This is a genomic window from Hymenobacter sublimis (assembly GCF_023101345.1).
GTDB lineage: Bacteria > Bacteroidota > Bacteroidia > Cytophagales > Hymenobacteraceae > Hymenobacter > Hymenobacter sublimis.
This window is the reverse complement of sequence record NZ_CP095848.1, coordinates 4,048,848-4,061,587: the sequence shown is the minus strand read 5'-3', so window position 1 is coordinate 4,061,587 and position 12,740 is coordinate 4,048,848. Positions and strand designations below refer to the sequence as shown.

General features: G+C 60.6%; 10 protein-coding genes and 1 riboswitch. Of the genes, 1 reads left to right on the top strand and 9 read right to left on the bottom strand.

What is annotated here, in order from left to right; all coding sequences use genetic code 11:
- Positions 1–4 precede the first annotated feature (4 nt).
- The 9 genes from MWH26_RS17055 to metH all read right to left on the bottom strand — a co-directional run bounded on the left by MWH26_RS17055 (position 5) and on the right by metH (position 10,963).
- Positions 5–145 (bottom strand): MFS transporter small subunit, encoded by a 141-nt coding sequence (locus tag MWH26_RS17055; protein ID WP_247975219.1) that lies wholly within the window; start codon positions 143–145, stop codon positions 5–7.
- A gap of 54 nt (positions 146–199) precedes the next feature.
- Positions 200–1,600: an L-lactate MFS transporter gene (locus MWH26_RS17050; RefSeq protein ID WP_247975218.1), complete on the bottom strand. Its 1,401-nt coding sequence runs from the start codon at positions 1,598–1,600 to the stop codon at positions 200–202.
- A gap of 269 nt (positions 1,601–1,869) precedes the next feature.
- Positions 1,870–3,414: an N-acetylmuramoyl-L-alanine amidase gene (locus MWH26_RS17045; RefSeq protein WP_247975217.1), complete on the bottom strand. Its 1,545-nt coding sequence runs from the start codon at positions 3,412–3,414 to the stop codon at positions 1,870–1,872.
- Positions 3,415–3,550: 136 nt separating this feature from the next.
- Positions 3,551–4,078 carry a hypothetical protein gene (locus tag MWH26_RS17040; protein WP_244698194.1) on the bottom strand — a complete coding sequence of 176 codons (528 nt, stop codon included), beginning with the start codon at positions 4,076–4,078 and terminating at the stop codon, positions 3,551–3,553.
- A 130-nt stretch (positions 4,079–4,208) separates the two neighbouring features.
- Positions 4,209–4,778, bottom strand: coding sequence for an energy transducer TonB (locus MWH26_RS17035; RefSeq protein WP_244698192.1), 570 nt, complete (start codon positions 4,776–4,778; stop codon positions 4,209–4,211).
- Positions 4,779–5,090: 312 nt separating this feature from the next.
- On the bottom strand, positions 5,091–5,606 hold the full coding sequence (locus MWH26_RS17030) for a tetratricopeptide repeat protein (RefSeq protein WP_247975216.1): 516 nt from the start codon (positions 5,604–5,606) through the stop codon (positions 5,091–5,093).
- A 62-nt stretch (positions 5,607–5,668) separates the two neighbouring features.
- Positions 5,669–6,625 (bottom strand): methylenetetrahydrofolate reductase [NAD(P)H], encoded by a 957-nt coding sequence (gene metF / locus MWH26_RS17025; RefSeq protein ID WP_247975215.1) that lies wholly within the window; start codon positions 6,623–6,625, stop codon positions 5,669–5,671.
- Between the two features lie 103 nt (positions 6,626–6,728).
- Positions 6,729–7,034, bottom strand: a complete 306-nt coding sequence (locus MWH26_RS17020) for an endonuclease domain-containing protein (RefSeq protein ID WP_247975214.1) — start codon at positions 7,032–7,034, stop codon at positions 6,729–6,731.
- A 116-nt stretch (positions 7,035–7,150) separates the two neighbouring features.
- Positions 7,151–10,963, bottom strand: coding sequence for a methionine synthase (metH, locus tag MWH26_RS17015; RefSeq protein WP_247975213.1), 3,813 nt, complete (start codon positions 10,961–10,963; stop codon positions 7,151–7,153).
- 73 nt (positions 10,964–11,036) lie between these two features.
- Positions 11,037–11,149, bottom strand: a riboswitch (SAM riboswitch).
- A 361-nt stretch (positions 11,150–11,510) separates the two neighbouring features.
- Between metH and MWH26_RS17010 the strand changes: the two genes are divergently transcribed.
- Positions 11,511–12,647 (top strand): PA14 domain-containing protein, encoded by a 1,137-nt coding sequence (locus tag MWH26_RS17010; protein WP_247975212.1) that lies wholly within the window; start codon positions 11,511–11,513, stop codon positions 12,645–12,647.
- Positions 12,648–12,740: the final 93 nt, after the last annotated feature.

The following is a 12,740-nucleotide window of genomic DNA, read 5'->3' as shown; positions in this document are numbered from 1 at the left end:
TCTGCTACTTGAACAGCGCCAGGGCTTTGATAAAGGTTTGGGCAACGCCCCAGGCCAGCGGGATGCCCACAAATAGCCAGGCAATGCCCAGGGCTGCTCCCGAAGAAGGCTCGGGGGTAGCGGTACGATTTACGGTAGGTTCCATGGGAAAAATGAAGAAGATGAGAGCTGAGCCGTAGCCAACTAAACGAACAAACTGCTAGGCCACAGCCTTTTGCGGGGCTGCTTCCTTTTCGAAATACTTCTCCGCAACGGGCCGCACCAGGAAGTTGGCAATCAGACCGATAACCAGCACGCCGGCCATGGTATAGAACACCGACTGATAGGCGGCGGCGCCTTCCAAATTCTGCTCTTTGGCGCTGCTATGCAGGTAGTTAACAATCAGAGGGCCCAGCACGCCGGCGGTGCTCCAGGCGGTAAGCAACCGGCCATGAATAGCGCCTACCTGCATTTTACCGAACAAGTCGGATAAGTAAGCCGGGATGGTAGCAAACCCGCCGCCATACATGCTCAGAATAACGCAGCACACAACCACAAACAGCGCCAGTGAGGCGCTGGCGCCCAACGTGGGCACCAGGGCATACAGTAAAATCCCCAGCCCAAAATAAATGGCGTACGTGGTTTTGCGGCCTAGCTTATCAGAAGCCGACGACCAGAAAAAGCGGCCCAGCAGGTTGAACAAGCTCAGCAGGCCCACAAAGCCGGCCGCCGCCGCCGCTGTTACGCCCCGACCAGCGCCCAGGTTTTTATCGGAAAAGGCTTCCTGAATAAGAGGAGACGCCGATTCCAGCACGCCAATGCCGGCGGTTACGTTCATGCACAGCACCACCCACAGCAGCCAGAACTGCGGTGTTTTAATGGCGTTGTCGGCCGTGACGTTGCCGCTGGTAATGAGGGCGTTGTGTTCCGTAGACGGCGTGTAGCCGGCCGGCTTCCAGTCGTCGGCGGGCACCCGAATGGTCCAGACGCCAAACTGCATGAACAGCAGGTAGATAAGGCCCATAACGATGAAAGTGGGAGCTACGCCCTGGGGTGCCGAGTCCTTGAAACGGTCCATCAAGGCCACGGCCAGAGGAGAGCCAATCATAGCTCCGCCGCCAAAGCCCATAATGGCCATGCCGGTAGCTACCCCCCGCCGGTCGGGAAACCATTTGATAAGCGTGCTCACCGGCGAAATGTAGCCGATGCCAAGGCCAATACCGCCCACGAATCCATACCCGAAATACACCAGCCAGAGGCTGTGCAGATGCACACCCAGCGCCGCAATGAAAAAGCCGCCGCCAAAGCACAAGGCCGACGCCAGCATGGCTTTGCGAGGACCAACCCGCTCCAGCCATTTCCCAAATACAGCTGCCGATAAGCCCAGCAGCACGATGGCAATGGAGAAGATGATGCCAAGCTGCGCCGGGGTCCAGTCGGTCGGGGCTGGGGCATCCGGATTGCCGCTGATGAGGGAGCCCAGCGGCTTTTTAAACACGCTGAACGCATACGCCTGCCCAATAGCAAGGTGAATGGCCAGGGCTGCCGGCGGCACTAGCCACCGATTGTAGCCAGGGCCAGCAACAGTGCGGCTGCGGTCAAGTAAAGAATTGTTTGCCATGCGGGAACGGGTGTTTTTTAGGTAGGTGAAAGAGCGGATTTGCCAACTGGCATCCCGAATAATGCTCGGCTGTACGCGTTGGGTGCCAATAAGGTAGGAGGCTTTAGGAGGCTTTTTTAGTGATTAACTCAACTATTTTTTGCTAAACAGCTATAGCTAAGCTTGTCTGCTCGCGCGGCATTTCCGGGGCTATACGGCAGGCACGCGTGTAGGTACATACCAGCAAGCCAGCTTCCGGCACGAATGGCGCCTACCAGTCGGCCGCCTATTTACTCCGTAGCCGATTGGCCCAGCAGCCACCCCCGCGGCCCCCGCGCTCGGCAGCGCCGTAGAAACTCCGTTAGCCCCTGCTTCATGGCCTGAGCCATGCGCTGCTGAAACTGCGGGTCCGTCAGGCGCTTCTCATCCTCGGGGTTAGACACAAAGGCTGTTTCGACGAGGGCGTTCGGGTATTCAGTAGGGCCGTTCAGCCCGAAGTTGAAGCCGCCTACGTTGCCGAAGCCCGCCAGCCCCGTGGCCCGCATCTGCTCGTACAGCGCCACCGATAGGGGCCGAAACGCCACGTAGCGGTAGTAAGTGCTGGTGCCCTGTGCCGCGGCGCTACCCGAAGAGTTGACGTGGATACTGACCAGCACATCGGGGTTGAGGCGACGCAGGAGTAGCACCCGGTCGCCGTTGTCCACGGTAGCATCGGTTTTGCGGGTCATGAGCACGCGGGCCCCGGCTTGCTCCAGCTCCCGGCGCAGCTTCAGGGCAATAGCCAGGGTCAGGTCTTTCTCGCGGACGCCGCTGGCGCCGGTGGCCCCCACGTTGGTACCGCCGTGGCCCGGGTCTAGGGCCACCGTCAGGCCGCGCAGGCGTAGCTTCTGGGGCGGACGCTTCACCTTAATTTCCAGGGTGTTACCTCGGTAGCCGATGTGGTAGCCCCAGCTCTGGCGGTGGCGCAGGGGTAGCACCAGCCGGAACACATCGGGCTGTACTTGCTCGTAGCTCACGTCGCCCAGCTCTCGTAGGCCGTCGCGCTGGGTTATCCAGTTAGTGTTAGAGGTAGCCCCAAACACATCCACCACCAGCCGACTGGGTTCAGTGAGCAGCTGGGAGCGGTAGGGCAGGCGCTGACCAAGCGACATACGCACATAGTCATAGACCGAGTCGCCCTGCACGCTCCAGGAACCCGTTAGGGCGGCGGGCACGAAGCCACCCGGCGGCAGCAGGCGCACTACCTCCTGGGGCACCCAGGCTAGTTGGGTAGCACTCAGCTGCACCCGGTACTGGCTGCCTACCCGCCCCGTCAGGTGCAATACCACCGCCGAATCGAGGTAGCCGAGTTTGGCCCCACCCAGCCGGTCTTCGCCCAGGCCGTAGTTGAGGTAGGCCAGCTCGCCCTTGGTGAGAGCTAGTTGGGGCTCATTCGGGTTCAGAAACCGGACGGTATGCCGGCTGAAAGCCGTGGCCACTAGGCTGTCCGGAGTGAGCAGTTGAAAGCTGATGCGTCGATTGAGAAGGGTGTCGCCGGGCTGTACTACGTAGGTGCCTTGGTACACCCCGCGCTTGCCCTGGGCCTGCGCGGGCGGCATTTCCGTGAGCGGTAGCCCCCGCAGAAAGGTGGCCCGCAAGCCCGCAGTGCCGATCAGGCGCACGTGCAGCCGGTCGCCGGGGCTAAGCCACTGGTCGGCGGCGGGTATGATTTCGGCGGTAGAAATTACTGGCAGGCGGGTGGCTGAGGCAGGTTGCTGGGCCTGCGCCGTAAGGCTACCCAGCACCGTTAGCAGCAGGCTGGCCCAGAGCAGGCGGAAAAGAAGAAAGGAGGACATAGGTGAAACATACAGACGAGGAAGCTGCCCGGCTCGTTGCGGTAGCGCTGGTTGGCACATGTTTACTGCTACCCCCAAACGCCAGCTAAAAAGCCCCGCCGGGAGGGCGAGGCTCAGAAGCAGAACGTGCGCGGGGTTAGGGCTGCTTTACGGCTTGGCCTAAATCCTTCACGTCGCGGCCGGTTTCCAGGGCCGTGAATTCGGTTTGCAGGGCCCGGATGTGCAGCTCGTCGCGGCCCTTGATGTCGAGGCGAATAGCCCGGAACCGCTCATTGAGGCGCCGGCTGATGGCGGTAGCATAGTCCCAGTCGCGCTGGGTCCACTCCCGGCGGTTGGCCCGCACCTGCTGCATGAATTGCACGAAAGCCGGCTCAATGGTTTGGGGCGTAAGCTGTTCAACTTCCGTGTACGTGCCCAGCAACTGGCTGGCAAAGGTGGCTTCCGCCGCTCTGTCTAGGGGCTGGCGGCTACGGGCGCGGGAGGCAGAATCGAAGCGGGCCGCCCGGCGGCCGGCCACGCGCAGTTTGGCCGCGGCCCGGTCGGCGACGGTATCCAGCTTGCGGGCTTCTTGTTTTACCATTTCCTGTCGCTCACGCGGGGTAGTGTCGCAGGCGGCCAGCAGCAATCCGACGGCGGGCAGCAAAAACAAACGGAGAGATTTCATATCGGCAAGGTATTGATTGTTGAGGTGGGAGAGTAAACGCAAGTAGGCACTATACGCAACACAGCCCACTTCTTTACGAAGCGGGCTGTGTTTGTGGGGTAGTACCGTAGTTGAAAGCGGTGCGCAAGCCCTATTGAGGCCGCAGCCGAAACGTGAAAGGCATTTCATATTTGGAAACCACGGCATGGCTGCCAATGCGAGCCGGAATCCACTGGGCCGGAATGCTGCGAGCCACCCGCAGGGCCTCTTCGTCGCAGCCGGAGCCTATGCCCAGCAGCACCTGGTGGTTGGAAGCCTGACCCAGGGTGTCCACCACGAATGAGACCAGCACCCGGCCCTGCACGTTCTTGGTTTGGGCCGCCACCGGGTAATTAAGCTTGGTCATATAAGTAGCCAGCGCCGCATCGCCCCCGATGAAAAAGACGGGATGGGTTACGCGCTGGCGGGTCCATTCGCCGGCGGCGTTCTGCACAGAGTAGGGCACATCATCGAAGGGACGGTTGAATACCAGCTTCTTAGCGGTGTGGTCGTACTTTTGGGTTACTACCTGACTCCCGTCGCGGGTGTAGGCGTAGTACTCCCAAACCCCAACTTTTTGACCTTTCTCCAGCAGTCCGCTTTCTAGTTCAGACTTGCGCATTTTTTGGGCCGATGCCGCCACGGAGGAGAATACTAGAAGAGGGAGTATGAGTTGTTTCATAGAAGAGAAATGGGGGTGGGAAAAGGGGAATGTGCGCGCAGAAATGCCCCGGCAGCCCCTGGCAATACCAGCGGGCTACGGGCAAAAGGGTAAGAAATAAATCTTGGTTAAGTTCTATAAGGCTCCCAGTAGCCGCGGGGCTGGGGTAGAAGGGTGGGACCATGAACGCTGGGCCAACACGGCGCAGCGCGGCTATACACGGCTGGGGGGAGTAACCGTAGGTAGAGCCTGGTCCGGGAAATCTACAAATTTCCTCCTAGTTCAGCAACTCAAGAATAGGGAAGCACTGTCAGGCTCAGCTGCTTAGCAGATTTACTCTTCCAGCCGGTCGCGCAGGTCGCGCAGCTGGCTCTGCAGGCCCGGCCAGGCCGGACAAATTTTCTCTAGCCGGCCGAGTACGCGCAGGGCGCCCCGGTCGTCGCCGAGCATCCGGAGCATGGTGGCCCACCCCGACAGCGCCCCGAAGTGGCGGGGTTCCCGGCGTAGGGTTTCGCGCACGTCGCGCAGAGAAGCGTTATACTCGCCCCGCATGTAGTAGGCCGTGGCCCGCTTGTTCCAGCCCTCGGCGTAGTCGGGGCTAGCTTCCGTAAGGGAAGTAAACTCCTGAATGGCAAGGGTATAGTCGCCGGCTGAGAGGGCGCGCATTCCCGCTTCCAGGTGCTTGTCGAGCACGGGGTGGCCGGCCGTCAGCCAGATGTGCCAGATGCCATCCTGCAAGGCCTCAATTTCGGCCGGGGCCGTGGCCTCCCGCAGGCGAGCAAACAGGTCGTTGAGGGTATCCAAGCGGTGAGGTAGTGAAATGGTGAGATGGTGAGTTCTACGTTCCATGGGCGCAAGTGGCGCAGTTAAAACGAAAAACTCACCATCTCACCATTTCACTATCTCACCGCTTAAAACAGAGCTGCTGCTACCCGCCGGATGCTCTCCGACTTGCCCATGCTGTAATAGTGCAGGCAGGGCACGCCGTGGGCCATCAGCTCCTTGCTTTGGTTGATGCACCACTCAATGCCGATTTCCCGGGCCGCGGCGTTGTCGGCGGAGTGGTGCACGGCATCGGCCAACTCTTCCGGGATGTTGAGGTAGAAGGCCCGGGGTAGCATGGTGAGCTGGCTCTTGGTGGTCAGGGGCTTCAGGCCGGGAATGATGGGCACTGTGATGCCCGCCTCCCGGCAGCGCTTCTCGAAGTTGAAGAACTGCTCGTTGTCGAAAAACATCTGGGTCACGATGTACTCGGCGCCGCGGTCCACCTTGTGCTTGAGGTAGCGCAAATCAGCCCCGTAGTTCGGCGACTCAAAGTGCTTCTCGGGGTAGCCGGCCGTGCCGATACAGAAGTTCGTAGCCCACGTATCATCCTGTTCCTCATCCAGATACTCGCCCTTGTTCAGGTTGGCTACCTGCCCAATCAGGTCGGCGGCGTAGGCGTGCCCATCCGGGTCGGGCTTGAAATGGCCTTCCGATTTGATGGGGTCGCCGCGCAACGCCAGCACGTTATCAATGCCGAGGAAGTGCAGGTCGATGAGGGCGTTTTCCGTTTCCTCCTTCGAGAAGCCCCCACAGATCAGGTGGGGCACGGTATCCACGTCGAAGCGGTTTTTGATGGCCGCGCAAATGCCCACCGTGCCGGGCCGTTTGCGCACGGTTTTCTTCTCCAGAAACCCGTTGGGGTGCTGGCGGTACACGTACTCCTCGCGGTGGTAGGTTACGTCAATAAACGGCGGCTTGAACTCCATCAGGGGCTCAATATTCGAGAACAGGTTCTGGATGTTCTCGCCCTTTTTGGGGGGTAGCACCTCGAAGGAAAACAGCGTCTTGCCGTCGGCGCGGGTTAGGTGTTCGGTTACTTTCATATGGGTTGGTGGTCCCGGCTCGTTCTGGTGGGTGCCTCACCCCCCGGCCCCCTCTCCCGTGGAGAGAGGGAGCCTGGCGACTTTTGGGGGGGCTGTGGTTTGGTTACAGGGCAGATTTGATAGTTGCTAGCACCTGATCTGGTTCGTGCAGCACTTGGTTATTAGAGAAGCGTAAGATTCGGTAGCCGAGTTCCTGCAGTGGTGTAGAGCGGCCCGCATCATAGTCCTGCTGGTCAGGCTGGTTGTGGATTTCTCCGTCTACCTCTACAATTAATTTGCGCGCAAGACTCACAAAATCAACAATGTAGAGGTCAATACTGTGCTGGCGCCGGAACTTGACGTTAGCAAGTTGTCGGTTACGCAGAGCTTGCCAAAGCTTGTTTTCAGCCTCGGTTGGGTTCCGTCGCATTTCGGCGCTGAAGCCTTTTAGGTGTTGGTGCCATTTTGATCTGTCAGCGGTTAGGCGGGCGTCGATTGCCTCAAGGGTTGCCTCACCCCCTCTCCGGGGGAGAGGGGGTGAGGCCACTACAGCGCCGTTACGGGCACGCTGGCCGGGTCGTAGTTCAGGTTGGGGGCCAGCCAGCGCTCCAACTCGGCAAGTGGCATGTTCTTGCGCTCGGCAATGTCCGCTACCTGGTCCTTGCCAATGCGGCCGAGGCCGAAGTAGCGGCTTTCCGGGTGGGCGTAGTAGAGGCCGCTCACGGAGGAGGCGGGGTACATGGCCAGGTTCTCGGTGAGGCGGATGCCGGTTTTGTTCTCGGCGTCGAGCAGCTCGAATAGGGTAATTTTCTCGGTGTGGTCGGGGCAACCGGGGTAGCCGGGGGCAGGGCGCACACCTTTGTATTTCTCCTGAATGAGGTCCTCGTTCGTGAGATTTTCGGCCGGGTCGTAGCCCCAGAATTCCTCGCGTACGCGCTGGTGCAGGCGCTCGGCAAAGGCCTCGGCGAGGCGGTCGGCTAGGGCTTTTACCATGATGCTGGAGTAGTCGTCGTGCTCCTGCTCGTACTTCTCCAGCAGTTTCTCAATGCCCAGGCCTGCCGTCACGGCAAAGCCCCCGATGTAATCCGCGCGGCCAGTTTCACGGGGAGCTACGAAGTCGGAAAAGGCGAGGTTGGGCACGCCGGGGGCCTTCTCGCTCTGCTGGCGCAGGGTGAAGAACTCCGTCTGGATTTCCTCACGGCTGTCATCCTTGAACACCTGAATAGTATCGTGGCCGACGGTGTTGGCGGGCCAGAAACCCACTACGGCGCGGGCCGTGAGCAGCTTCTCGTCAATGATTTGCTTGAGCAGCTTCTGGGCGTCATGGAAGAGCTGGGTGGCGGCTTCGCCCACGTTCTCATCGGTGAGGATGCGGGGGTAGCGGCCCTTCAGCTCCCAGGTCTGGAAGAAGGGCGTCCAGTCGATGTACTCCGCTAGCTCAGCTAGGGGGTAGTCTTCCAGTGTTTTGGTGCCCAGGAAACTCGGCTTCACAATACGGGTGGCTTCCCAGTCAGCCTGGAAGCCGTTTTCGCGGGCGGCTTCAATGGGCAGGTAGCTCTTCTCGCGCTGACGGCCGGCGTAGTCTTCGCGGAGCTGGCGGTACTCCTCGCGCACGGTGCGGGCGTATTCCACATCGGCGGAGCCCAGCAAAGCCGCCGCCACGCCTACCGAGCGGGAAGCGTCATTCACGTGTACCACCGGGCCGGAGTAGTTGGGCGCAATTTTCACGGCCGCGTGCAGGCGGGAGGTGGTGGCGCCCCCGATGAGGAGCGGAGTCTGGAGGCCGCGCTTTTCCATTTCCTGGGCCACGTACACCATTTCATCTAGGCTTGGGGTGATGAGGCCGCTCAGGCCGATGACGTCCACCTGTTGCTTCTGGGCTTCGTCCAGAATCTTTTCCAGGGGCACCATTACGCCCAGGTCCACAATGTCGAAGTTGTTGCAGGCCAGCACTACGCCCACGATGTTCTTGCCGATGTCGTGCACGTCGCCTTTTACCGTGGCCAGCAGGATTTTACCGGCCGTTTGCCGGTCGCCGCTTTGCTTGTCGGCCAGCAGGTAAGGCTCCAGGTAGGCCACGGCTTTCTTCATCACGCGGGCCGATTTCACGACCTGGGGCAGGAACATTTTGCCCGCGCCAAACAAGTCACCCACTACGTTCATACCCGCCATCAGGGGGCCTTCAATTACTTCGAGCGGCCTGGCTACTTGCTGGCGCACCTGCTCGGTGTCCTCGTCGATAAATTCCGTAATACCTTTTACTAGGGCGTGCTGCAGGCGCTCGGCTACGGGCAGGCTACGCCAGGCGTCGGCTACTACCTCCGTTTTGTCTTTCTGCTTTACGGTGTCGGCGAAGTCTACGAGACGCTCGGTGGCGTCGGGGCGACGGTTCAGGAGCACGTCTTCCACCAGTTCCAGCAGGTCTTTGGGCACTTCATCGTACACGGCCAGCTGACTGGGGTTCACAATGCCCATATCCAGGCCGGCCCGGATGGCGTGGTAGAGGAAGGCCGAATGCATGGCCTCGCGCACCACATCGTTGCCGCGGAAAGAGAAGCTGATGTTGCTGACGCCGCCGCTGGTGAGGGCGCCGGGCAGGTTCTGCTTGATCCAGCGGACGGCCTCAATGAAGTCCAGCGCATAATTGCGGTGCTCCTCCATGCCGGTGCCCACCGTCAGGATGTTGGGGTCGAAGATGATGTCCTCGGCCGGGAAGCCGACTTCGTTTACCAGGATATCGTAGCTGCGCCGGCAGATGTCGATGCGCTTTTCCAGGGTATCGGCCTGGCCGTTCTCATCGAAGGCCATGACTACCATGGCGGCGCCGTAAGCTCGCACGGTGCGGGCCCGCTCCTTGAAGGTTTCCTCGCCTTCCTTCAAGGAAATGGAGTTGACAATGCTCTTGCCTTGTACGCACTTAAGGCCGGCTTCCAGCACGCTCCACTTCGAAGAGTCCAGCATAATCGGCACCCGCGAAATATCGGGCTCCGAGGCAATCAGGTGCAGGAAGGTGGTCATGGCCTGCTCCGAGTCGAGCATGCCCTCATCCATGTTCACGTCGATGACCTGGGCACCGCCTTCCACCTGGTCGCGGGCTACTTGCAGGGCGGCCTCGTAGTTTCCGGTCCGGATAAGGCGGGCGAAAGCGCGGGAGCCCGTCACGTTGCACCGCTCGCCCACGTTGACGAATAGGCTGTTGGGGGTGATGTTGAACGGTTCGAGGCCGGCGAGGCGGGTTACCCCACCCCCGGCCCCTCCCCGGTGGGGAGGGGTGCCAGACATGTTGGTTATCCTATCAGCAGAAGCTGATCTAAGCTCCTCCCCACCGGGGAGGGGTTGGGGTAGGGTCACCCGCCGCGGTTCGTACCGCTCCGCCAGGCGAGCCAGCTCGCCGATGTGCTGGGGCGTGGTGCCGCAACAACCGCCTACTACCGTCACGAGACCTTCTTTGAGGTAATTTTCCACCACGCCCGCAAACTCCTCAGCCGACTCGTCGTAGCCCCCGAAGGCATTCGGGAGGCCGGCGTTGGGGTAGGCGGAAATGTGCACGTCGGCAATGCGGCTCAGCTCTTTGATATACACTTGCAGCTGATCGGCGCCGAGGGCGCAGTTCAAACCCACGCTCAGTAGGGGCAAGTGCCGGATCGAGTTCCAGAAAGCCTCCACCGTCTGGCCCGAAAGGGTGCGGCCAGAGGCGTCGGTGATGGTACCGGAAATCATAACGGGCACCGGGCGGCCACCTTCGTCGAAGAACTTCTGCACCGCGTACAGCGCCGCCTTGGCGTTCAGGGTGTCGAAGATGGTTTCAATGAGCAGGGCGTCGGAGCCACCCTCCACGAGGCCGCGCACTTGCTCATGGTAGGCGGTGGCCAGCTCATCGAAGGTCACGGCCCGGAAGCCGGGACGGTTTACGTCGGGTGACAGGGAGGCAGTGCGGTTGGTGGGCCCGATGGCGCCGGCCACGAAGCGAGGCTTGGCGGGGTTCTGGGCCGTAAACTCGTCGGCTACCTCCCGGGCTATGCGCGCCGACTCATAGTTCAACTCATACACAATGTCCTCCAGGCCGTAATCGGCCTGGGCGATGGTGGTGCCGCTGAACGTGTTGGTTTCCACCATGTCGGCCCCGGCCGCGAAGTAATCGGCGTGGATGCCCTTGATGATGTCGGGCCGCGTGAGGCTGAGCAGGTCGTTGTTGCCGCGCAGAGGGTTGGGATGATTCGCGAAGCGGGTGCCCCGGAAATCAGCCTCTTCCAGCTTGTGACGCTGAATCATGGTGCCCATGGCGCCGTCCAGAATCAGGACGCGCTGGGCCAGGATGTCGTGCAGCGGGGAGTGGGGGCGGTGGAGGGTCGTCGGCATATCGGCTCTTCTAAGAAAATCGGCAGCAAAAAAGTGCCTATCCAGAAAGAGCCGCGTGGGGGCGCGAGTCCTGTTCTTATCTTCTTCCAAACCGCCCAAGCCGCCCGGAAAGGGAATTAGCACCTTGTTTTATTCAGGTTGCTAAGACGTCATCGGGCCCAATCCCTCGGTCTTTCTGGATAAGTAACAGGGCGAAGATACAACCGGAATCTTCAACTTTCAATCCGGGAAGTTTTGGGAGGGAGGTAGAGTCATTCGCTTTCAGGCTGCACGCCTGCAGAAGACGCGACGCTTCGCGTCTCAGTCGTTGCTGAAGTTGTTTAACTCACATCGTCCAATGCTTACTGCTCACCGACACGACGTGGAATGTCGCGTTTTACAGGCGGGTAGCAACAGCAAGTTGGTGGCTTGCTGCACGGTTTGCTTAGCAGAAGTATATAGGCTTAGCTGAATGGTTCGTTGTACGGAATGGCCTGCTCATTGAATAAAGTTCGTGCGGTTTGGCATTTTGTTCATCTTGTGGTCAATACGTTAGATGTCTGCGACTATGATGCTATCCTCTCTGTGTCAGAAACTGTTAACGGGCTGCTTATGCCTGCTGAGCAGCTGGACGCTGGCTCAACACCAGGCCGGCTCGGGCTTGCGTGGACAGTACTACGAGGGTAAAAAGTTTGAGAAGCTAGTGCTGACTCGCACCGATGCAGCAATCGACTTCAACTGGACCGTTGGGCCCAGCGGCAACCACTTTGTGTCGCCGGGACCAGGCGTGCCGGGCGAGTACTTCTCGGTGCGTTGGGCAGGCCACGTATATGCCCCGGTAACGGGGGTGTACACCTTCCAGATTGCTACCGACGACGGGATGCGCGTCTGGATCGGCGGGAAGAAAGTGCTGGATTCCTGGCACGATCAGCTCGTAACGGTTTCCACAACCCACCTGAAAATGAAAGCTGGGAGCTACTACGCCTTGCGGGTGGAATACTACCAGAGCGACCGGGACTCGCGGGCACTACTAGCCTGGCAGCTACCCGATTTCAACACGTTCAACGAACCGCAGCCCATTCCAGCGGCTAATCTGTACTCCACTCTGCCCACCAATATTTTACTTCTCGTGGAGGCTACGCCGCCCCAGCCCAAGGCCGCGGCCTCCGTTCCGGCAGCGGCACCGGCGGCTGCTTCCGGCGGCAAGCCAAAGCCAAATGCAAAGCCGGCCCGCGCAGCTAGCAGCCCAGCGCCCGTAGCTGCGGCCAAACCTAAGTCAGCCGTGGTGCCGGTAGTGACCAGAGCAGCGCCCGCAAAAGCCGACACCGCCACCGCCCATCTACCCGACCTAACGGCGCTGAGCAAAGGCGCGGCCGTAACGCTGCCCAACCTCTACTTTACCCAGAGCACGGCGGCTTTGCTGCCCAGCTCGCGTCCTACCCTGAATGCCCTGGCTCGTACACTGCGCGCCCAGCCCACTATGCAGCTGGAAATAGCTGGCCACACCGATAATGTAGGCGAAGCCGCCCTAAACCTACGCCTCTCTGAGCAGCGGGCCCGGGTGGTGCGGCAGTATCTCGTGCAGCAAGGTGTTGACTCGGTGCGGCTTACGGCCCGGGGCTACGGCGGGGCCCGGCCAGTAGCCGACAACCGCGACCCGCAGCAGCGCCCCCGCAACCGGCGCGTGGAGGTAGTGGTGCAATAGGTTGAGCAGTAACGTCCTACAGAACTGTCCCTGCAAGTGGAACGAGGGGCCAGGGAATTCAGGGGCGAATCTCAGATTCCTCGGTCTACAGTG

What these genes read in the sequence shown, in the direction of transcription:
- MWH26_RS17055 (WP_247975219.1), bottom strand. Translation starts at nt 145, where the DNA reads ATGGAACCTACCGTAAATCGTACCGCTACCCCCGAGCCTTCTTCGGGA.
- MWH26_RS17050 (WP_247975218.1), bottom strand. Translation starts at nt 1,600, where the DNA reads ATGGCAAACAATTCTTTACTTGACCGCAGCCGCACTGTTGCTGGCCCT.
- MWH26_RS17045 (WP_247975217.1), bottom strand. Translation starts at nt 3,414, where the DNA reads ATGTCCTCCTTTCTTCTTTTCCGCCTGCTCTGGGCCAGCCTGCTGCTA.
- MWH26_RS17040 (WP_244698194.1), bottom strand. Translation starts at nt 4,078, where the DNA reads ATGAAATCTCTCCGTTTGTTTTTGCTGCCCGCCGTCGGATTGCTGCTG.
- MWH26_RS17035 (WP_244698192.1), bottom strand. Translation starts at nt 4,778, where the DNA reads ATGAAACAACTCATACTCCCTCTTCTAGTATTCTCCTCCGTGGCGGCA.
- MWH26_RS17030 (WP_247975216.1), bottom strand. Translation starts at nt 5,606, where the DNA reads ATGGAACGTAGAACTCACCATCTCACCATTTCACTACCTCACCGCTTG.
- metF (WP_247975215.1), bottom strand. Translation starts at nt 6,625, where the DNA reads ATGAAAGTAACCGAACACCTAACCCGCGCCGACGGCAAGACGCTGTTT.
- MWH26_RS17020 (WP_247975214.1), bottom strand. Translation starts at nt 7,034, where the DNA reads ATGCGACGGAACCCAACCGAGGCTGAAAACAAGCTTTGGCAAGCTCTG.
- metH (WP_247975213.1), bottom strand. Translation starts at nt 10,963, where the DNA reads ATGCCGACGACCCTCCACCGCCCCCACTCCCCGCTGCACGACATCCTG.
- MWH26_RS17010 (WP_247975212.1), top strand. Translation starts at nt 11,511, where the DNA reads ATGATGCTATCCTCTCTGTGTCAGAAACTGTTAACGGGCTGCTTATGC.